This window comes from Streptosporangium amethystogenes (assembly GCF_000721075.1).
In the GTDB taxonomy this organism is placed as follows: Bacteria; Actinomycetota; Actinomycetes; order Streptosporangiales; family Streptosporangiaceae; genus Streptosporangium; species Streptosporangium amethystogenes.
Map to the genome: position 1 here is coordinate 73124 of NZ_JOEQ01000008.1, position 19963 is coordinate 93086.

The 19963-nt window shown below is 69.3% G+C and carries 17 protein-coding genes; 5 read left to right on the top strand and 12 right to left on the bottom strand.

The annotated features are described in order from the left end of the window. The first annotated feature begins 171 nt into the window (after positions 1 to 171). Together IG98_RS0114230 and IG98_RS52510 are read left to right on the top strand one after the other, a co-directional pair. Complete coding sequence (locus IG98_RS0114230; protein WP_037970274.1) at positions 172 to 2931, top strand: cation-translocating P-type ATPase; 2760 nt, start codon at positions 172 to 174, stop codon at positions 2929 to 2931. Then, on the top strand, positions 2928 to 3131 hold the full coding sequence (locus tag IG98_RS52510) for a hypothetical protein (RefSeq protein WP_211263981.1): 204 nt from the start codon (positions 2928 to 2930) through the stop codon (positions 3129 to 3131). Before IG98_RS0114230 ends, IG98_RS52510 begins: the two co-directional genes overlap by 4 nt. Before the next feature lie 137 nt (positions 3132 to 3268). Here IG98_RS52510 and IG98_RS0114245 read toward each other — a convergent pair whose 3' ends face one another. The 6 genes from IG98_RS0114245 to IG98_RS0114275 all read right to left on the bottom strand — a co-directional run bounded on the left by IG98_RS0114245 (position 3269) and on the right by IG98_RS0114275 (position 7772). Then, the gene (locus IG98_RS0114245; RefSeq protein ID WP_030911323.1) at positions 3269 to 3736 is read right to left on the bottom strand and encodes an SRPBCC family protein; all 468 of its coding nucleotides are present in this window, start codon (positions 3734 to 3736) and stop codon (positions 3269 to 3271) included. A 392-nt stretch (positions 3737 to 4128) separates the two neighbouring features. After that, on the bottom strand, positions 4129 to 4269 hold the full coding sequence (locus tag IG98_RS50475) for a hypothetical protein (RefSeq protein WP_157594320.1): 141 nt from the start codon (positions 4267 to 4269) through the stop codon (positions 4129 to 4131). A 570-nt stretch (positions 4270 to 4839) separates the two neighbouring features. Continuing rightward, the gene (locus tag IG98_RS0114255; RefSeq protein WP_030911326.1) at positions 4840 to 5067 is read right to left on the bottom strand and encodes a PLDc N-terminal domain-containing protein; all 228 of its coding nucleotides are present in this window, start codon (positions 5065 to 5067) and stop codon (positions 4840 to 4842) included. Between the two features lie 181 nt (positions 5068 to 5248). Further along, positions 5249 to 5911 (bottom strand): CBS domain-containing protein, encoded by a 663-nt coding sequence (locus tag IG98_RS0114265; protein ID WP_030911330.1) that lies wholly within the window; start codon positions 5909 to 5911, stop codon positions 5249 to 5251. Positions 5912 to 5947: 36 nt separating this feature from the next. Next, a complete protein-coding gene (locus IG98_RS0114270) occupies positions 5948 to 6817 on the bottom strand; it encodes a universal stress protein (RefSeq protein ID WP_030911332.1) in 870 nt (289 codons plus the stop codon). Positions 6818 to 7007: 190 nt separating this feature from the next. Continuing rightward, a complete protein-coding gene (locus IG98_RS0114275; RefSeq protein ID WP_084195348.1) occupies positions 7008 to 7772 on the bottom strand; it encodes an amidase family protein in 765 nt (254 codons plus the stop codon). Between the two features lie 749 nt (positions 7773 to 8521). Here IG98_RS0114275 and IG98_RS0114280 point away from each other — a divergent pair. Further along, on the top strand, positions 8522 to 9616 hold the full coding sequence (locus IG98_RS0114280) for a tyrosine-type recombinase/integrase (protein WP_245651554.1): 1095 nt from the start codon (positions 8522 to 8524) through the stop codon (positions 9614 to 9616). A 42-nt stretch (positions 9617 to 9658) separates the two neighbouring features. Here the strand turns inward: IG98_RS0114280 and IG98_RS0114285 are convergent, their stop codons facing one another. Both IG98_RS0114285 and IG98_RS0114290 read right to left on the bottom strand, forming a co-directional pair. After that, positions 9659 to 9913: a helix-turn-helix domain-containing protein gene (locus IG98_RS0114285; RefSeq protein ID WP_030911342.1), complete on the bottom strand. Its 255-nt coding sequence runs from the start codon at positions 9911 to 9913 to the stop codon at positions 9659 to 9661. Positions 9914 to 10103: 190 nt separating this feature from the next. After that, positions 10104 to 12017 (bottom strand): ABC transporter ATP-binding protein, encoded by a 1914-nt coding sequence (locus IG98_RS0114290; protein WP_030911345.1) that lies wholly within the window; start codon positions 12015 to 12017, stop codon positions 10104 to 10106. 256 nt (positions 12018 to 12273) lie between these two features. Between IG98_RS0114290 and IG98_RS0114295 the strand changes: the two genes are divergently transcribed. Beyond that, on the top strand, positions 12274 to 12585 hold the full coding sequence (locus IG98_RS0114295) for a DUF3817 domain-containing protein (protein WP_030911348.1): 312 nt from the start codon (positions 12274 to 12276) through the stop codon (positions 12583 to 12585). Positions 12586 to 12615: 30 nt separating this feature from the next. On the opposite strand, the gene IG98_RS54270 is transcribed toward IG98_RS0114295, so the two are convergent. The 4 genes from IG98_RS54270 to IG98_RS0114315 all read right to left on the bottom strand — a co-directional run bounded on the left by IG98_RS54270 (position 12616) and on the right by IG98_RS0114315 (position 19353). Beyond that, positions 12616 to 13584 (bottom strand): DUF4037 domain-containing protein, encoded by a 969-nt coding sequence (locus tag IG98_RS54270; RefSeq protein WP_281178478.1) that lies wholly within the window; start codon positions 13582 to 13584, stop codon positions 12616 to 12618. A 125-nt stretch (positions 13585 to 13709) separates the two neighbouring features. Next, positions 13710 to 14459, bottom strand: a complete 750-nt coding sequence (locus IG98_RS0114305) for a GNAT family N-acetyltransferase (protein WP_030911352.1) — start codon at positions 14457 to 14459, stop codon at positions 13710 to 13712. Between the two features lie 35 nt (positions 14460 to 14494). Continuing rightward, positions 14495 to 15925, bottom strand: coding sequence for an adenylosuccinate lyase (gene purB / locus IG98_RS0114310; protein WP_030911354.1), 1431 nt, complete (start codon positions 15923 to 15925; stop codon positions 14495 to 14497). Positions 15926 to 16107: 182 nt separating this feature from the next. Then, positions 16108 to 19353, bottom strand: coding sequence for an efflux RND transporter permease subunit (locus IG98_RS0114315; RefSeq protein ID WP_030911368.1), 3246 nt, complete (start codon positions 19351 to 19353; stop codon positions 16108 to 16110). A gap of 116 nt (positions 19354 to 19469) precedes the next feature. Between IG98_RS0114315 and IG98_RS0114320 the strand changes: the two genes are divergently transcribed. Then, entirely contained in the window at positions 19470 to 19949 is a 480-nt protein-coding gene (locus IG98_RS0114320) for a MarR family winged helix-turn-helix transcriptional regulator (RefSeq protein ID WP_037970280.1), read from the top strand. Positions 19950 to 19963 lie beyond the last annotated feature (14 nt).

Consider the following 19963-nt stretch of genomic DNA (forward strand, 5'->3'; position numbering starts at 1 on the left):
GCGACGTTCGGGAAAAAAGGGGGACCGGCCAGTGACCTTGTCATTTCCGCCCGACCTGTGGCCACGACCCGGGACCGAGAACGCTGTTGCGGTCATGGCCGGCGTCGCGCTGCGGCCGGTTCGCAAAGCCACACCTCACCGGCGGCCAGACGGCAACAGGGGACACGATCGATGAGCCAGGCCGAAGAGCCCGCGCCGGGATTTGATCCAACCGAGCGACTGGAGTTGCTGCTGCGTGATCTACGCAGCGCCCGGTCGGGACTGTCGTCGCGGGAGGCGGCACGACGGCTGACCCACCACGGCCCCAACGAGCTTCGCCGCCGCGGCAGTCGGCAATGGCCACGAGAGCTGGCGCGACAGTTCACCCACCCACTGGCGTTGCTGCTGTGGGCGGCGGCGATCCTGGCGTGGACGGCGGGCATCACCGCGGTGGCGGTGGCAATCGCGGTGGTAATCATGATCAATGCCGCATTCGCGTTCACACAGGAGGTACAGGCCGAGCGAGCGGTCGAGACACTGGCCGCCTACCTGCCGGTGCAGGCCAGAGTGCTCCGTGACGGACAGCCCCAGATGACGCCGGCATCGGAGCTGGTCCCCGGTGACGTACTGGTGATCGAGGAAGGAGACCGGATCTCAGCGGACGCCCGCCTCATCGAGGGCGGCATCGAGGTGGACGTGTCGATGCTGACAGGCGAGGCGATACCGGTGCTTCGCTCCGCGGACCTGGCCGACACCAGGGTCGGCATGCTCCAGGCCCGCGACCTGGTGTTCTCCGGAACGATGTGCACCGGGGGACAGGCCCGGGCGGTGGTGTTCGCCACCGGAATGCACACCGAACTAGGACGGATCGCGGCCCTGTCGGAACGCGTCGAGCGAGAGGAAAGCCCGCTGGAGCGCCAGGTCCGCAAAGTGGCGTGGCTGATCGCGGCGATCGCGGTGGTCTCCGGAGCGGCATTCATCCCGGTGGCGACCTTCGGCGCGCACCTTCCGCTGGGCGACGCGGTCGTGTTCGCGGTGGGATTGCTGGTAGGCAACGTACCGGAAGGCCTACTGCCGGTGATCACGCTGGCACTGGCACTCGGCGTACGCGACCTGGTCCGCCGCGGAGCCGTGGTCAAACGGCTGAGCGCGGTGGAAACGCTCGGCTCGACGAGCGTGATCTGCACCGACAAAACCGGCACGCTCACCGAAAACCGCATGCGCGTCACCACCTTCTGGACCGCGGCAGGCTCCTACGACCCCCACAGCGGGGGAGCAGGAGACGACCGACTTCGCGATCCGGCACTCCGCGAACTGATCACCGTAACGGTGGCGTGCAACAACGCCCAACGCGACAGCGCCGGCACCCTGATGGGCGACCCCACCGAGACGGCAATGCTGCGGGCCGCCGCCGAACTCGGGGCATCCCCAGCACCGACCGGACAAACCACCCAGCGACTACACCAGTTCCACTTCGACCCGGCGCTGAAGCGGATGTCGACCATCGACCAACGCGACAACGGCGTGTGGGTGGACACCAAGGGAGCTCCCGAGGCAGTCCTTCCACACTGCTCCACAATCATGGAAAGCGACGGCGAGATCCAGTCTCTCACCCCGGCACGACGCCGCGACGTCGAACAGGCGGTGGACGCCCACGCCCGCCGGGGACTGCGGGTACTCGCCGTCGCCACACGCAGCCTCGACCCGGCACAACCACCCCCGTCACAACGTGAAGACGCCGAACGCGAACTGACCCTGCTCGGCCTGGTGGCGATGCACGACCCACCGCGCCCCGAGGTCGCCGAGGCGGTCGCGCACTGCCATACCGCCGGGATCCGCATCATCGTGGTCACCGGAGACCACGCCATGACCGCGGCAGCGATCGCCCGGCAGGTGGGCATCGTCGGAGAGCATCCCAGCGTGATCACCGGCGAGCAACTTGACGCCATGAGCGAGAACGACCTCGACAGACTGCTCCGCGAACACCGGCAACTGATCTTCGCGCGGAGCTCACCCGAGGCCAAGCTGCGAATCGCCGACGCACTGCGAGCAGAAGGGAACGTGGTGGCGATGACCGGCGACGGGGTCAACGACGCCCCGGCGCTGCGCCGCGCCGATATCGGCGTGGCCATGGGCCGCTCCGGCACCGACGTGGCCCGCGAAGCCTCCACCATGGTGCTCACCGACGACAACTTCGCCACCATCGTCGCCGCGATCAGAGCAGGCCGCCAAGTCTACGACAACATCCGTAAGTTCATCTGCTACATCTTCGCCCACACCACCCCAGAAGTCGTCCCATTCCTGGTGTTCGCCCTGGCCGGCGGCACCATCCCGCTCCCATTGACCGTTCTGCAACTACTGGCCTTCGATGTCGGCACCGAAACCCTCCCAGCCCTCGCACTCGGCCGTGAGCCCGCCGAACCCGGCCTCATGCGACGCCCCCCACGCAGCCGCTCCGAAAGCGTCATCCGTCCCTCCATGCTGCTGCGCGCCTGGCTGTTCCTCGGCGTGATCTGCGCCGCCCTTTCCATGGCCGGCTTCTTCTACGTGCTACTGAGGGCCGGCTGGCACCCGGGGGACCCCACCGACCCCGGCAGCCCCCTGCACCACGCCTACCGCCAGGCGACCACCATGACCTTCCTCGGCATGATCACCGGCCAGATCGGCACGGCGTTCGCCGCCCGCACCGAACACGCCTCCCTGCGCTCGATCGGCATCACCTCCAACCCCCTGCTGCTGTGGGGCATCGCCTTCGAACTGGCCCTGGCCGCCGTGCTCATCTACACCCCGCCGTTTCAGGCGCTGCTGAGCACCGCCGCGCTGACACTGGACATGCTGGTCTTTGTCGCCTTCTTTCCCCTGATCGTCTGGGGCGCCGACGAGGGCCGCCGCTGGCTGCTACGCCGGCACGGTCAGCCGCGCCCCACCCAGGCCGGCAAGGAGCCGTCGTGAAGAACCACATCGACCACAGAGCAGGGGAGGGGGGCCTCCAATCAAGGTCATCGGTGCCGGGCGGCGCTCAGCCCGTCCAAGGTGCGGTCGAGGAGGCGTTCGGCCTGCTCGCGCTGTTCGGGTTTTCCCGAGGCGAGGGCGATGCCGGTGAGGCCGGCGAACATGTCGGTCGCGCCGAAGGCGTAGGGATTGACGCCTGACTCGACAAGGGCTCACAGGGCGTCGACCATGCCCAGCTTGGCGGTCGCGTAGTCGATGAAGCGGCCCATCCAGGTCTGGTCCATCTCAACGGAATGCTCAAGCTGCCTCACACGATGTGGTCTAACGTGGCAGATCATCACTCGGCTGCGGGAGCGGTTTCGGCAACCTGTTTGACGTGCTGGTTCCGGACTCGGATCAACCTGCGCATGTAGCGGCGGAGGACCAGGATTTCAGCGATGGTCCCCAGAGGACCAAGAGGTGCGGCGAAATCGATGATGTCGCTCATCACCGTGGCGCCATGACCGTCGGACTGGAAACGGTGAGCGTGGTGCCAGTGCTTGAACGGGCCCGTCACCTGCTCGTCAACAAAATATCCCGGCCGGTCGTAAGCGCTGATCGTGGAAGTCATCCGCCAGCGGATGCCGAGGTGTCGCGCCTGCCAGGTGACGCTCTCACCGAGCCCCAGGCCGCCGGCGGTCACTCCGCCGACCGCCTTTTCGGACGAGCCCGCCATCGAGGTGGTATGGACGCCCACGTCCAGCGAGATGTCGAAGACCCGATCCGGCGGCGCGATGACATGCGTAACGACCTCGAAGCGCGGCATGCGCTAAGTCTAAGGCTGCGACATGTCAGCTGACCTGCCCATATTTGTCCGCCAAAGCGAATATTTGCCCTGACGACACAGCAGATCGCTTGAGAAGACCATGATCACCAAGCAGGTCAAGTGAGACGACTGCAGAACCGAAGCGGACCAATTGCGACACCGGGTAGGTCGATGTAGATCATTTGAGACGACCATGACCGCAAGGCGGCTTAGCAATCATGGTCACACGAATCGGCTAAGAGCGACTTCTACGCAAAGCGGTCTTCGCTGCACAGATGCAGCGAGATGAACACAGAATCACGCGGGACCCTTGAAGTAAGACGATTGGGGTGAAGGACGACACACTTGTACTATTAACTGGATACCAGACAGAAGCTTGATTCTGTCTGGTATCAGAAACTCCTGCCCAGCCGGCTCCAGCCGCGACAGGTCGGTTCCCGCCGCAGGATCAGGTTCTCGCCGTGCGCCCGCTCCAACGCCTGACGCAGCCCGACCGCCTCCTGCCGATGAACGCTCTTGAGCCGAACGATCATCGCCGCCAAGACGAGAAACACTTTGTCCGCAGTGTTCCTTATCGGCCTCGTCGGCAACGACCTCTCGCAGCGACATGAACCACCGGCGAAGTTGTTCGATACGCCGCCATTGGATGGCCGGCCCGGCGCACAGCCGTTCCAGGACATGACGCGCCTTGAGCAGCTTGACCCGGGCACCGTACGGCCCATGACGAAGTCGTCGATCCGCAGAGTCTCATCCCGCTTTCGGCCGGCAACGCGAACAGCATGCGGTCGCGTAGTTGGTCCGTCACTCCCCCGTGGTGCCGTCGTGGGCGGATGTTGACGCTCATACGTGCCGGGTGTTGGGAGGCACGCCGTCGGCGATACGAGCCCGGGCCTCATTCACTGAGCGCGTAGTCCACCTTCAGGTCCCGCTCCCCCACTCGGATGGCTGTCCTTGACGCAAGCACCGAACCGCCGGCCGATTCTGTATTTGCTGGCTGCCTTTAGTCCGTTTTGTCTTGTTTTGTCTTAAATCTACCAAACGCCTTTACAATGTAGATTTATACTAATATGTCTCCGTACTTCCGGTAAGGAACGTCGCACTGGCTAATGGGGTGAGGTGCGGCCCAGCATGAGGTAGGCGATCGGGCCGAGGGGCTGGACGAGTAGCAACGGCCACCACAGCGCCTTACGTCCCCGGATCTGCCCAGCGGGCCTGCACCACAGGTCTGTGGCCGCCGTGGCGGTGAGCGACAGCTCTATGGAGACCAGCGTCAAAATCGCCGCCCGTTGCCGGTCGGAGAGGTCACGCCAGCGCTTGTGCGAACGTGTCATAAGTGCTCCTTCGTTGAGAGCGGCACGGGCTCGATGCGGAACCACCTGAGACCGTTCCCCTCCCCCATGGTCGTCGAGGCAGGGGATTCGCCGGGCCCGCCTCCAGGCGGGCCCGGCGCGACCAGGAGGATGAAGGTGAGGTGACCGTCGTCCACGCGTCGCCTCCTTTCATGGCGGCGGTCTACAGCAGTGGCGGGATGACGAGCAGGTCGTCGTTTCCGTGCTCGAGCCGCGAGGTGACGTCGATGACGCCTTCGAGGCGGCGGATCGCCTGGATGAGCCGGACGGCCTGTGAGCGGTGTTCGACCTTGCCTTCGAGTGTCACCACGCCGTTCTCGACGCCGATCGCCACGTCGGTTCCGGTCAGGTCGCGGGCGACGGCTTCGGCCTCGGCCCGCAGTTCGGCCTCGGGGCGGTCGAAGACACGCAGCAGGCCTGATCGGTGCAGGATGCCGGCGATGCGGCCGGTCACCGGGTCGATCACCGGGAGCTGTTCGATCTTCTTGTCGTGCATGAGTCGTGCCGCGTCCCGGGCGGGCATGCCCGGGGTGACGGTGATCGCGGGTGAGGTCATCAGGTCCTTCGCCATGACCGCCGCGGCCTTGTCGTGCTCGCGGCGGCGGGCGGTGCTCTCGAAGATCGAGATGCTGTGGCGCATCGTGTCGCTCTCCTTGAGCAGCAGGTCGTCTTGGGACACCACCCCGATCGGACGGCGGTCCAGGTCGATGACCGTCACCGCGCCCACGGCGAAGCGCCGCATCACCTTCACGATGTCGGCGAAGCCCGCGTCCTGCCGTACGGCGATGGCGGTGCGGCCCATCACGTCACTCACTTTGATCGGCATCTTCTTCCTCCGTTTTCGTGATTCCTTTGAGCGTTCCTATGAGCGGACGACTGCCACGGCGCAGTGCGCGTGGTGCAGGACGCCCCGGCTGACCGAGCCCAGCAGCAGTGAGCCGAGGGCGCCGCGACCGTGGGAGCCGACGACGAGCAGGTCGCTGCCGGTGGAGGCTTTGGTGAGCGCTTCGACCGGGTGCGCGCACCGGACGTTCTCGATGAGGCTCACCTCGGGATACTTCTGCTGCCAGGTGGCGAGTCTGTCGGCCACGACTGCGTGTTGGGCGATGCGGATCTCGTCCATGTCGTAGGCGATCTCGGGGGCGTAGGCGTGCACGGGCAGTTGCCAGGCGTAGATCGCGCGTAGCGTGCAGCCGCGCAGCTTCGCCTGTTCGAAGGCGTAGGCGAGGGCGGGTTCGCAGGCGTCGGAGTCGTCGATGCCGACCGTGATCTCGCCGATCTCGCCGATCTCGCCGTGCGTCGGCACCTGGCCGGGGCGGACCACGACGACTGGGCAGTGCGCGTGTCCGGCGACGTGCATGCTGACGGAACCGATGACGGCTCCAGCGAACCCGCCGAGGCCTCGGCTGCCGATGACGATCTCCGTGGCGTCCTGTCCCTGGTCACGCAGGACCACCGGGGGCAAGCCCTCGATCAGAGCGGTGCTCACCTCGATGGCGGGGTGCCGGGTGCGTGCCGTCGCCTCGGCTTCGTCCAGTATCCTGCGGGCGCCCCTGGTCATCAGGTCCTCTCCGTCGGGGGCGACGAACCTGGAGAGGTCGTTCGGCCAGCGGTGCACGGCGGTGACGATGCGCAGCGGCAGGCCCGTACGAGCGGCGTCGTCGGCGGCCCATTCGACGGCGGCGGTCGCGCCGGTGGAGCCGTCGGTTCCGGCGATGATCAGAGCAGACATGGCTGTTCTCCCTTCTTCTCCCATCAGACCCCGTCGGAAGGCCCGGCCCCAGGGCCACAGGTCCTGATCCCGCCGCGGGAGGACAGGGTCTTTCGCCCCTCACGGCCCGCTTTCGAGATCAACGGGGTCCGGTGCCGGGCGGTCGGCGGTTGAAGGCATTTTCGATCAGGGGTGATGGTCGCGCCGCTGGTCAACTTCTCCCGACGGAGAAGGCCGGGGTTCGCCGGTGCCAGGGTATGGCTTGTTCCAGCGCGGTGTACTTGTCGCCGATGCCAGGCCCGTGTACGGCGTCAAGCAGGTGGGCGGCGTCGCGGACGGTGCGGGTGAGCCCGAATTCGTATGCCATGCCGAGCATCGGTTCGCCCATGTCGGGACCGCACGGGGTGCGGCCCCGGCTTGGCTTGAGCCCGACCAGCCCGCAGCAGGACGCGGGGACCCGGATGGATCCGGCGCCGTCGCTGGCATGCGCGAGCGGGACGGCGCCGGCCGCGACCAGGGCTGCGGCGCCGCCGCTCGATCCGCCGACGCCGTGATCACGATCCCAGGGGTTGCGGGTGGGTCCGTACCTGAGGGATTCGGTGGAGAAGCTGAGCATCATCTCCGGCACGGTGGTGAGGCCGAGCGTGACCAGTCCGGCGACCTTGAAGCGGGTCATCAGGTCGGTGTCGCGCTGGGCGAGGATGCCCGGTAGTGCCCGGCTGCCGAGGAAGAACGGCACGCCCTCGGCTACCGGTCCGTGGTCTTTGATCAGGAACGGCACCCCGGCCAGGGGGCCGTCCGCAACGTGGCCGAGCGCGGGATCGAACGGGGGTAGCGCCAGCCCGTTCAGTACGGCGTCCGCGATCGTGATGGCCTCTCGGGCGACGGCCTCGACCTCGGCGGCGGTGACCTGTCCCGCTTTGATGAGGTCACGGAGGCCGATGGCGTCAAAGCTCGCGTATTCGTGAATCTGCATGATGAGTCCTTGGTTTCGCACATCGATGACTGGGGGGTGGTCGGCGACCATCCCCTTGGTGGAGTCGAGGTGTTACTACGCTCGGAACATCAGGTTCATCGTGGCGGTTGTCGGCCCTGGCGGTCGAACGGATTTACCGGTCCAGCAGGCCGACGGCGTTGCCGTCGGGATCGGTGAACACGGCCGGCCGTCCCGTTGCGGGTGTGCTCCGGCCTCCGGCTGCCGCCGAGCTTCTCCGTCCGGGCGAGCGGGGTCTGAATGTGAGAGTCAAAGGGTTTGAAGCAGACTGGCGATCTTGTAGGTGACACGGTCACTCAGGCTCTCCGCCCGGTCTGTGTCACCGGTCGCAAAGTAAGGGAGTTTCCGTTCTTGGACACCCACTGCCTATGTTAGTGATCATGAGCCGGTATTCCTCCGATGAGGAATGTGGCGTACTCCCCCGGCAGGCGCAAGTGTTTGCGGGGTGGGTTATCGCCGTGTGGTGGCCGCAACGTCTGCCGTGACGCGACGTGGGGCGGACCCACCGGCATCTCGCATGATGCGCGGGTGCACGGACTTTCGCCAGGGCTTCGCGGAGCGGCTACTCCTCTACCGTGGGGGCATGGACATGACCGGTGATCCCCCGGGCGCGGGCGCAAGACCGCTCTCCCCCGGTCGGTCACCGGCCTCTCCCCTCCCCCCGGGGTGGGTTGGATACGGAAAGGGGTGTTGTCGGGATCATGCGGCCGGCTGATCTGAATCGTCTCAGTGTGGGTGAGTGCGCCGACCGTTACGTGGAGCTGGTGCGGGCCAGGACCCTGACCGGTGCGTTGTCGATGTCAACGGCGGAGGTGTACGCGCGTGATGTGACCACCTTTGTGCAGTTGGTCGGCGAGGAGGTGGTCTTGGATGACCTGACGGGCGAGGAGGTGGACGCCGTTCTGCTGGCCTTCGCGCGCAAGCCGGACGGGCGGCGGCGCTCACAGCCGGAGGCCGTCTCGGGGGCGTTGCAGTCCGCCTCCTCGCAGGCGCGGTTTCGGCGCTCGGTGTCGGCGTTGTTCAAGCACGCGGTGCTGGTCGGATGGGTGCAGGTCAATCCGATGGCGATGGCGACGGTCACGGCCAGGGAGCGCGGGGGGCTGCGGCCGGAGCGGCGGGCGCTGACCCGTGAGCAGGCCCAGGGGTTGATCGGTGCGGCACGTGACCTGGGCGGCGGGCCGGAGGGGGTGGCGGCGAAGGAGGCGGCGGGCTCGGGGCGCAGGCGCCGTCGTGATCAGAACACCGAGTTGCGCGACGGGCTGATCGTGCTGATGCTGTCGACGATGGGGCCGCGGGTGTCGGAGCTGGTGCGGGCCAATGTGGAGGACTTCTACACCAACGACGGGGTGCGTTACTGGCGGATCTTCGGTAAGGGCGGTAAGACCCGGGACGTGCCGCTGCCCGGTGATGTGACGCTGGTGCTGGAGGCCTATCTGGCACGGGGGCGGATCGCCTCCCCCGACAAGGCGTTGCTGCTGTCGTGGCGGGGCCGGCGTCTGGCGCGCGGGGATGTGCAGGCGGTGATCGACCGGGTGCAGCGGGGGGTGGACCCCGATCGGCGTCGTTCGGTGACGCCGCACGGGTTGCGGCACACCACGGCCACTCATCTGCTGGCCGACGCGGTGGACATGGACGCGGTGCGCCGGGTTCTGGGACACAGTGATCTGGCGACGCTGGGGCGTTACCGCGATGAGCTGCCCGGGGAGCTGGAGGTGGCGATGCGTTCGCATCCGTTGCTGCGCGGCCCGGCCGTCCGCGGCGCGGGGGCGTCGGGATCGGTCTCCGCCCAGGGGGCGCGAAGGTCTGGGCCTGCGGCGTCGGCATAGCCGGCGCCGGGCGTGTCCCCGTTGCCGCAGGTGGTGGCTGGGTCAGGCGGCGCGTTCGTCGGCGCACACCTCGGCCAGCACGTCCAGGGAGATGTTGAGGGCGGCGGCGAGCGCGGCGATGGTGAAGAAGGCCGGGGTGGGGATGCGGCCTGTTTCGATCTTGCGGAGGGTTTCGGCGGACAGGCCCGCGGCGGCGGCGACCTCGGTCATGCTGCGGGTGCCGCGTGCCTGGCGCAGGAGCGTGCCCAGGCGGTGGCCTCGTTCGCGGTCAAGTTCGGTCAGCGGGGGTCGCACCATGTGCCGGATCCTAGCAAGCGTGCTAATAATACCGCTACCGGTGTATCACCGCGGGCGTGCCGGGTGGGTGCCCGGGTGACAGCGGCCACGTGGTGCACGCGGCGGGGCGGACCGACGGGCCGCGCCTGCTGCCCCCCGCCGTGAGGACGCGGGGGGTGCGTGACCCTGCCCGGCACGGTGCGGGCGACGCTCAGCGGGCGGGTACGGCGGAGAACTCCTCCCCCAGGTCTTGCCTGGAGGCGGTCCGCTGGTCGAACTGGGTGCGGTGCAGCTGGGCGTAGCGGCCGCCGGCGGCCAGCAGCTCGGTGTGCGTGCCGCGCTCGGCGACGCGCCCGTCCTCGATGACCAGGATCAGGTCCGCGGCGCGGACCGTCGACAGCCGGTGGGCGATGACCAGCGCGGTCCGGCCGGCCAGCGCCTCGGCCAGGGCCTCCTGCACCGCGGCCTCGGAGGTGGAGTCCAGGTGCGCGGTGGCCTCGTCCAGCACCACCAGCCGCGGCCGGGCCAGCAGCAGCCTGGCGATGGTCAGTCGCTGGCGCTCACCGCCGGAGAGGCGGTAGCCGCGTTCGCCGACCACGGTGTCCAGGCCCTCGGGCAGCGCCGCGACCAGGTCGGCCAGCCGGGCGCGCCGCAGCACCTCCCACAGTTCCCCGGGTTCGGCCTCCGGCCGGGCCAGCAGCAGGTTGGCCCGGATCGAGTCGTGAAACAGGTGCCCGTCCTGGGTCACCATGCCCAGTGTCTGGCGGATCGAGGCCGCCGACAGCTCGCGCACGTCCACCCCCGACAGTCGTACCGCGCCGCTGTCGACGTCGTACAGGCGGGCCAGCAGCTGCGCGATCGTCGACTTGCCGGCTCCGGAGGAGCCCACCAGCGCGACCAGTTGCCCGGCCTCGGCGCGGAAGGACACCTCGTGCAGCACCGCCTCGCCGCCGCGCGCGTCCAGGGCGGCGACCTCCTCCAGCGAGGCCAGCGACACCTTCTCGGCCGACGGGTAGGCGAAACCGACCTGGTCGAACTCCACGCTCAGCGGCCCCTCGGGCACGGTCTTGGCGTTCGGCCTGTCGGTGATGAGGGGTTTCAGGTCGAGGATCTCAAAGACCCGCTCGAAGCTGACCAGGGCGCTCATCACCTCCACCCGGGCGCCGGCCAGCGCCGTCAGCGGCGCGTACAGGCGGGTCAGCAGCAATGCCAGCGCCACCACCGCGCCCGGCTCCAGCTGCCGGCTCAGCGCGTAGAAGCCGCCCAGGCCGTACACCAGGGCCAGTGCCAGCGCCGAGACCAGGGTGAGGGCGGTGACGAACACCGAGCGCACCATCGCGGTGCGTACCCCGATGTCGCGTACCCGCCGCGCCCGTGCCAGGAACTCGGCCGACTCCCTTTCGGGGCGGCCGAACAGTTTGACCAAGGTGGCGCCGGGCGCGGAGAAGCGCTCGGTCATCTGCGTGCTCATGGCCGCGTTGTGGTCGGCGGCCTCGCGTTCCAGCCAGGCCAGCCGGGCGCCGACACGCCGGGCCGGCAGCACGAACACCGGCAGCAGCACCAGCGCCAGCACGGTCAGCTGCCAGGAGATGCCGATCATCACCGCCAGGGTCAGGGTGAGGGTGACCAGGTTGCCCACGACCCCCGACAGGGTGTCGCTGAAGGCGCGCTGGGCGCCGATGACGTCGCTGTTCAACCGGCTGACCAGTGCGCCGGTGCGGGTGCGGGTGAAGAAGGCGACCGGCATGCGCTGTACGTGGTCGAAGACGGCGCCGCGTAGCCGCAGGATCAGTCCCTCGCCGAGGTTCGCCGACATCCATCTGGTCACCAGGCCCAGTGCCGCCTCGGCCAGCGCGATCACCGCGATCAGCCCGGCGATCCCTGCCACGGTACCCACCGCGGCGCCGGTGACGATCGCGTCGATCACCTGCCCGGCCAGCACCGGGGTGGCCACCGCGAGCACCGCCGAGACGACGCTCAGCAGCAGGAACCAGGCCAGCAGGGCGCGGTGCGGGCGGGCGAAGGCTGCGACGCGCCGCAGTGTGGCGGCCGAGAACGGCCGCCGGTCGCGCTGGGCGTTCATCGCGCCGTACAGCGAATGCCAGGCGGCCATTTCCATGCTCATCACACATCACCGTGCTTTCTGGGGTCCCGGTTTCCCGCGCTCTGGGGGTGAGACCACCGGCGCGGTCACGACACGACCCTAGAAGCTGAACTTTGGTTGAGGTCAAGGGTCGTTGTGTTCCGGGCTCTTTCGCCGACGTCGGCGCTCCCCCGGCGGGCCGACCGGCCCTCCACCCCCATAGGCTGAAGGCCATTGCCCGATCCGCCCGGATATCTCATTTTCGGATCACCCCTTTTGAGGAGAGGTGTACTTCGCCGTGCCGACTCTGCCGCTCGCCCTGCGTCTGTTCCGTTATGTGGCGTTCGCCGAGGCGTGTTCGTGGACGGGACTGCTCATCGGCATGTACTTCAAGTACGTGACCGCCACCGGCGACCTCGGGGTGAAGATCTTCGGGCCGGTGCACGGCGCCCTGTTCGTGCTCTACCTGGTCGCACTGCTGGTCGCCGCCCGCCAGGCCCGCTGGAGCCTGGGCACACTCGTCGTCGGCCTGGTGTGCGCGGTGCCGCCACTGGCCACGCTGTGGTTCGAGCGGCGGATGTTCGCCCGCCGCGAACCGGCCACCGTCTGATCGTTCCGGCCTGATCGCTCCGGCCTGGCCTCACAGATCCAGGATGGCGCGGGTGGCCGCCCGGCAGCGCCGCGGATCGGCCAGCAGGTCGGCACAGTCGCCGAACTGGTCGACCGACCCCACCGCGGGCAGCGCCCGCACCCGGGCGTCGACGATGGCGCCGCTGAGGGCGTCGGCGAACCGGCCGGCGTCGATGACCTGGAAGGGCCGCCGATGATACGCCCGCAGACTCCCCTCCAGCGCCGGGCCCACCCCCATCCGGTTGTACAGGGCCGCCACCCGCCGGTAGACCGTCCCCAGATGCTCCTCGCGCTCCCGCCACCCGGTGGCCGCCACCGCCGCCGACAGAGCCTCTGCGGGCTCGGCCGTACCCGACAGGCGCGCGAAGGCACTGCCCAGCCATTTGGCGTACGGCGGGTAGCGGCGGCGCAGCAACAGCACCAGGCGCATCAGATCGCGGGCCAGGCCGGCGGTGGCCAGCGCCGAGCCCAGATCGTCGCCGACCTCCCCGCACCGCCCGGGGAAGGCCTCCTGCTGAGCCAGGCGCCTCCACTGCCCGGCCAGCACGTAGCGCTCCAGATCCGGCGGGTACCAGCGCAGCGCGCCGCGAACACGTTCCAGGACATCCAGGCCGTCGTGGAAGACCTCCCCGCAGGTGACCTCCGCCAGTTTCTGCCAGGGGGTCGACAGCCAGTCCAGCAGGCTCACCCCCCGCAGCGGGTCGAAGCCGAGCCGCCCGGTGAACCAGGCCGCCGCGTCACCGACGTACACGCCGTGCCCACCGGCACCGGTCACAGCGGTGGGGTAGCCGCGAAAAACCTCCGGCAGGCCGCCGTCGACGGCGCGGCGAACCTGCTCGATCCGGCGCTCCTCGACGAAGAGGACCACCCGAGGACCCCAGTCATGGTCGGTGGAGCGTTCGGTGTCGAACGCCAGTACCTCGGAACCGGCGCCGACCAGCGCGGCACTGTGCGGCACCTCGGCCACGATCGGCCGCACGATCTGGGTGTAGAAAGTACGAGAAAGCTCCAGACCAGGTATGAAACCAGACATCATTTCGTCCACTCTGCCCGCCGCGCCCTCGCCCCGCACCAGGTTTTCCCGCCCCTGCCCAAAGGCCGGTCTCAGGCACCGTCCAGGGCCGCGGCGGCCAGCGGGCGAAGGCGCAGGCCCAGCCGCCCGTACAGGGCGAGCGCGGTGTGGTTGGCGGTGTCGACCATCAGCGCGACGCGGCCGTGTGCGGTGAGCAGGTCGCCCAGCGCCAGGCGGCACACCGCCTCGCCGTACCCGGCGCCGCGACGGCGCGCGGCGGTGGCGACCCCGGCGACGAAGCCCACCTGCGGGCAGGACCAGGCGTCGGCGGCCACCGCGACCAGGACGCCGTCCTCGTCGCGCACGCCCGCCCAGCGGCGTACGCCGGCCACCCCGGGCGCCGCCCACGAGGAGGGCGCCGCAGCCGCGAGCAGGGCGCTCACCTCGTCGTCCTCCTTCGGGTCCAGCCACCGCGCCCGCCGCCGTGCCCGCCCCGGTCCCGCGCTGAGGACGGGGCTGAGGACGGGGCTGAGCCGGTGGGTGTCCATCCACTCGAAGGCGCCCAGCAGGCGCAGCCCCGGTGAACAGGCGGCCACCTGCCCTACCAGTGCCCGGCTGCCCACCACCCGGTAGGAGGGGCCGACCCGCTCCAGCGCCCACTGCGCCAGCGCGGCCACCTGCTCGGGTTCGCCGCACACCGTCAGGCGGTCGCGGCGGTTGAGATCGGGACAGGCCACCGCGACCGCCTCCCCCAGCGCCCAGGCCCGTACCCCCCGCGCCATCCCCTGGGCACCCCACAGCACGAGCGGGTCGCCGCCGCAGGCGGCGGCGACCTCGGCCACCTCGCGCAATACCCTCGGCGCCCCCGGCGCGCTGTTCAGAGAATCGCCCCGGGCCGGTAGGCGGCCGCCTGCGGGTAGCGGGTCACGACCTCCTGCACGCGGGCCACGACCGCCGCCACCTGCGAGGTGGCCGCCCCGGTGAAGGAGAGCGGCTCGCCCAGCAGGCCCTCCAGCGCCGCCCCATCCAGCGGGAAGCGCTCGTCGGCCGCCAGGCGGGCGAGCAGTTCGTTGCCGCCGGCGCCCTCGCGCATGGCCAGCGCCGAGGCCACCGCGTGCTCCTTGATCAACTCATGGGCGCTCTCGCGGCCCAGCCCGGATCGCACCGCGGCCATCAACATCTTCGTGGTGGACAGGAACGGCAGGTAGCGCTCCAGCTCGGCGGCGATCACCGCGGGGAAGGCGCCGAACTCCGCCAGCACCGTCAACATGGTCTCCACCAGCCCGTCGAAGGCGAAGAACGCGTCCGGCAACGCCACCCGGCGCACCACCGAACACGACACATCGCCCTCGTTCCACTGGTCGCCCGCCAGTTCCCCGGCCATCGACGCATACCCGCGCAGGATCACCGTCAGCCCGTTGACCCGCTCACACGAGCGGGTGTTCATCTTGTGCGGCATCGCCGAGGACCCCACCTGCCCCTGGGCGAATCCCTCGGTGACCAGTTCGTGCCCGGCCATCAGCCGGATCGTCTTGGCCAGCGAGGAGGGCGCCGCGGCCAGCTGCACCAGCGCGGTGAGCGCCTCGTAGTCCAGCGAGCGCGGATACACCTGTCCCACGCTGGTCAGCCGGTGGGCGAACCCCAGATGCGCGGCCACCTCGTCCTCCAGCGCGCCCAGCTTGGCCGCGTCCCCGCCCAGCAGGTCCAGCATGTCCTGGGCGGTGCCCACCGGTCCCTTGACGCCACGCAGCGGGTAGCGGCCGATCAACTCCTCCAGCCGGGAGAACGCCACCAGCAGTTCGTCGGCGGCCGAGGCGAAGCGCTTGCCCAGCGTCGTGGACTGCGCGGCCACGTTGTGCGAACGCCCGGCCATCACCAGCTGCGAGTGCTCGGCCGCCAGCGCCGCCAGTCCGGCCAGCAGCGCCACGCACCGGTCTCGCACCAGCACCAGGCTGTCGCGGATCTGCAGCTGCTCGACGTTCTCGGTCAGATCCCTGGAGGTCATGCCCTTGTGCACCTGCTCGTGCCCGGCCAGCGCGTTGAACTCCTCGATGCGGGCCTTGACGTCATGGCGGGTGACGCGCTCACGGGCGGCGATCGACTCCAGGTCGACGTGCTCGACGACCTTCTCGTAGTCGGCCACCGCCTCGGGCGGGACGTCCACCCCCAGCCGGGCCTGCGCGGCCAGCACGGCCAGCCACAGGCGCCGCTCGGCCACCACCTTGTACTCGGAGGACCACAGGCGGGCCAGCTGCGGTGAGGCGTAGCGGGCGGCAAGGACATTGGGGATACGCGGCTTGGCAGTCACGTTGCGTCAGTATATTCCGCCCGCCCGCCCGCCCCGCCCCGCCCAGGGTTGGGAGCCGGGCGGGCGCGCCTGCCGGAGCGGGCCCGGCGGCAACGGGAAAAGCCGGTCGTCGCGCGGTGCGCACCGTGCGACGACCGGCTCACGGGCCTGTCTCGGGCCTGCTTCGGGCCCGGTCGGCGACCTTACTGCCTGGCCGGCGCCAGCTCGTCTTTGTCGTAGACCTTCAGCTCCGGCCGCGAGCCCCCGTCCTTGACGGCAAGCCGCAGCCGCTCCTTGAGCCGCTCCACCATCACGTACAGGGTCGGCACCAGCACCAGCGTCAGCAGCGTCGACGACAGCAGCCCGCCGATCACCACGATCGCCAGCGGCTGGGAGATGAACCCACCCGAACCGGTCAGCCCCAGCGCCATCGGAATCAACGCGAAGATCGTCGCCACCGCGGTCATCAGGATCGGCCGCAGCCGTCGCCGGCCCCCCTCGATCACCGCCTCCACGATGCCCATGCCCTGCTCGCGGTACTGGTTGATCAGGTCGATCAACACGATCGCGTTGGTCACCACGATGCCGATCAGCATCAGCATGCCGATCAGGGCCGGCACCCCCAGCGGCGTGCCCGTGGCCAGCAGCAGCCCGATCGCACCGGTCGCCGCGAACGGCACCGACACCAGCAGGATCAGCGGCTGCACGAAGCTCCGGAACGTCGCCACCATGATCATGAAGACGATCGCGATCGCCGCGAGCATCGCCAGCCCCAGCTGCCCGAACGCCTCGGCCTGGTCGGCGCTGACCCCGCCCACGGTGAAACTCGCCCCCGCGGGCATCGTCAGCTTGTCCAGCTTCGCGGTCAGCTCGGTGCTCACGGCACCCAGGTCGCTGCCGACGGCCGTGCCCGACACCGTCGCGCTGCGCGCACCGTCGATCCGGGTCACCTGCGTGGGACCGTCGACCTTGGCGACCTCGGCCACCTGCGACAGCCTGACCATGCCCGCCGCCGTCGGCAGCGTCAGCGCGCGCACCGCCTTGAGATCCTCGGGCGCCTCACCGGCCCGCAGCACCACCGTGCCGGCGCGCCCGTCCAGCGTCAGCTCCCCCAGCGGCATCCCGCGGAACCGCTGCGCGACCAGCTGCCCGATCTGTGTCTCGCTCAACCCCCTGGCAGCGGCCTTTTGACGGTCGACCCGCACCTCGACGCGCTGCGCGCCGGCCTCCAGGTTCGAGCCCACGTCCCGCAGCCCGCCCAGGTCCGCCATCGCCGCGCGCACGGTCTCGGTCGCCGTACGCAACGCCGCCACATCCGGCGCCTGCACGATCACCTGCAACTGGTCGGTCGAACCGCCGGGGGCGCCCTGAGCGCCGCCCACGGTGATCTCCCCGACGTCGGAGAGCCCCTTCAGCCGCTCGCGTAGCGTGTCCTGCAACGCCTCGACGTCGGCGCCCTCCTTGATCGTCAGCGAGTAGGAGGCCCGGTCGCCACCACCACCGCCGGTCAGGCCCTGGAGCCCGCCACCGGCACCCACGTTCACCTGGTAGTCGCCCACCGCCTCCAGCGACTTCAAAACCTCCTCGACCTTCTTGGCCGCGGCGTCCGTCGTCGCCAGATCCGTGCCCGCGGGCATCCGCTGGCTGATCGAGACCGTGTCCTGCCCCGAGGAGTCGATGAAGTTGGTCTCCAGCCGGCCGGCCAGCCCCATCGTCGCGGCGAACACCACCACCCCCACCAGCAGCGTCACCAACCGCCGCCGGGTGGCGAAACGCAACACCGGCAGGTACGCCCGCTGCAACGGGCTGCGCAGTTCCTTGGCCTCGGCCTCCTCGCGCACCGCCCGCGCCTGCTCGGGCGAGAGCAGCGGCGTCTTCAAAAACCAGTAGGCCAGCACCGGCACCACGGTCAGCGACACCAGCAGCGACGCCAGCAGCGCCACGCTCACCGTGATCGCGAACGGTGCGAACAGCTGCCCCACCATGCCGCCCACCACCGCGATCGGCACGAACACCGCGACGGTCGTCAGGGTCGAGGCCGTCACCGCGCCGCTGACCTCACGCACCCCCTCCAGCACCGCCTTGCGCTTGGCCTCGCCATAGCCGAGGTGGCGCTTGATGTTCTCCAGCACCACGATCGAGTCGTCGACCACCCGGCCCACCGCGATCGTCAGCGCGCCCAGCGTCAGCATGTTCAGCGAGTAGTCACCCACCCACAGTGCGATCAACGCGATGATCACCGACAGCGGGATGGAGGCCGCCGTCACCAGGGTCGAGCGCACCGACAGCAGGAAGACCAAGATGACCAGCACCGCGAACGTCAGCCCCAGCAGCCCCTCGGTCGTCAGGTCATGGATCGACCGCTCCACGTACGGCGCCTGGTCGAAGACCACCGTCACCTGCGAGGAGTCACCGATCGCCCGCACGAAGCCGGGTATCTTCTCGCGCACCGCGTGCGAGATCGCCACCGCGTTGCCGTCCGGCTTCATCGTCACCACCACGCCCAGGCTCGGCTGCCCGTTGGTGCGTGTCAGCGAGGTGCCCTCGGCCAGCGACCGCTCCACCGTGGCCACCTCGCCCAGCCGCACCGGCTCGGGGGCCGGCGCCGGGCGCTGAGCCTGAGCCTGCTGGCCCCCAAGCCGGGCGCCTCCCGGCTGTGCCTGCGCCGGTGCCTGCGCCGGTGCCTGCGCGGGAGCCTGCGCCGGAGCCGCGGGGGTCAGGTAGAGGTCCTTCAGCTCCTGCAGAGTCGAGACCCGCGCGCCGACCTGCACCGTCAGCGACACCTTGTCCTCGGTCAGGCTGCCCGCGGGAATCGGCTGGCCGTTGGCGCGCAGCAGGTCGGCCACCGCCGTGGGCGCCAGGCCCAGCAACGCCAGTTTCCCAAGGTCCGGGGTGATCGTCACCACCTCGTCGCGGGTGCCCGTCACCGCCGCCTCGCGCACTCCCTCGATACCCTGCAGCTCCGGCACCACCAGCCGCTGCAGCCGCTCGGCCATGGCCCGCTGGTCGCCGCTGTCGCCCACCGCCAGCTGCACCACCGGAATGTCGTCGGTCCCGCCCGTCAGCACCTGCGGGTCGACCTGCGCCGGCAGCTGCGTCTTGATCCGCGACAATGCCTGCTGCATCTTCGAGACCGAGGCGTCGATGTCGGTGCCGTACTCGAACGCCACCTGGATCTGCGCCATCCCCTCCCGAGAGGTCGAGGTCACCTTCGTGACACCCTCCAGCCCCTGAAAGCTGTTCTCGATCGGCTCGGTGACCTGCTCCTCGACGATCTCGGGAGAGGCGCCCGGGTACGGGGCCACCACGAACGCCCCCGGGAACGAGAGCGAGGGCAGCAGTTGTTGCTTCAGTGACGGGATCGCGAAGACACCGAACGCGCTGAGCACCAGCGCGATCAGTATGACGAGGCTGCGGTTGGCGAGGCTCAACCTGGCCAAGGAGGTCATGGGGGCGGGACTCCTCAATGGATGTCACAACAAGATTCGCCCCAGACTAACACTTCGCCTCATACGAATATTTAAGGAAGCTTACCGTTCCTGATAACCTTCTCAGGAAGCGAGAGGTGAGCGTGAACGACAACCGCGAACAACTGATCGACCAGATCGGTGCCATCCAGCGCGACCTGGGACGACTGTTCGCCCAGCACCGGCCCTCCTCACCCCTCTTCGACTCCAACCTGACCATGCGCCAGCTCAAGGTCGTCATCTTCCTGTCCTGCCAGGACTCCGCCTCCGGCCAGGACCTCGCCGGCCACCTCGGCGTCGGCCTCGGCACCGTCACCGGCATCGTCGACCGCCTCGTCGCCCACGGCCTCGTCGACCGCCGCGAAGACCCCCACGACCGCCGGGTCCGGCGCATCGGGCTCACCCCGGCCGGCCTGGCCCTGACCGAGCAGATCGCCGACGCCGGCTTCGCCGACTTCCGCCGCATCCTGTACCACCTCGACACCGACACCCTGCGCGACCTGTCCAACCTCATGGAGAAGATCCAGCGGACCGCCTCCACCCTGCGGAATCACCCTCCCCACGAAAAGGTGGGATGATAGGTTTTGTCGCT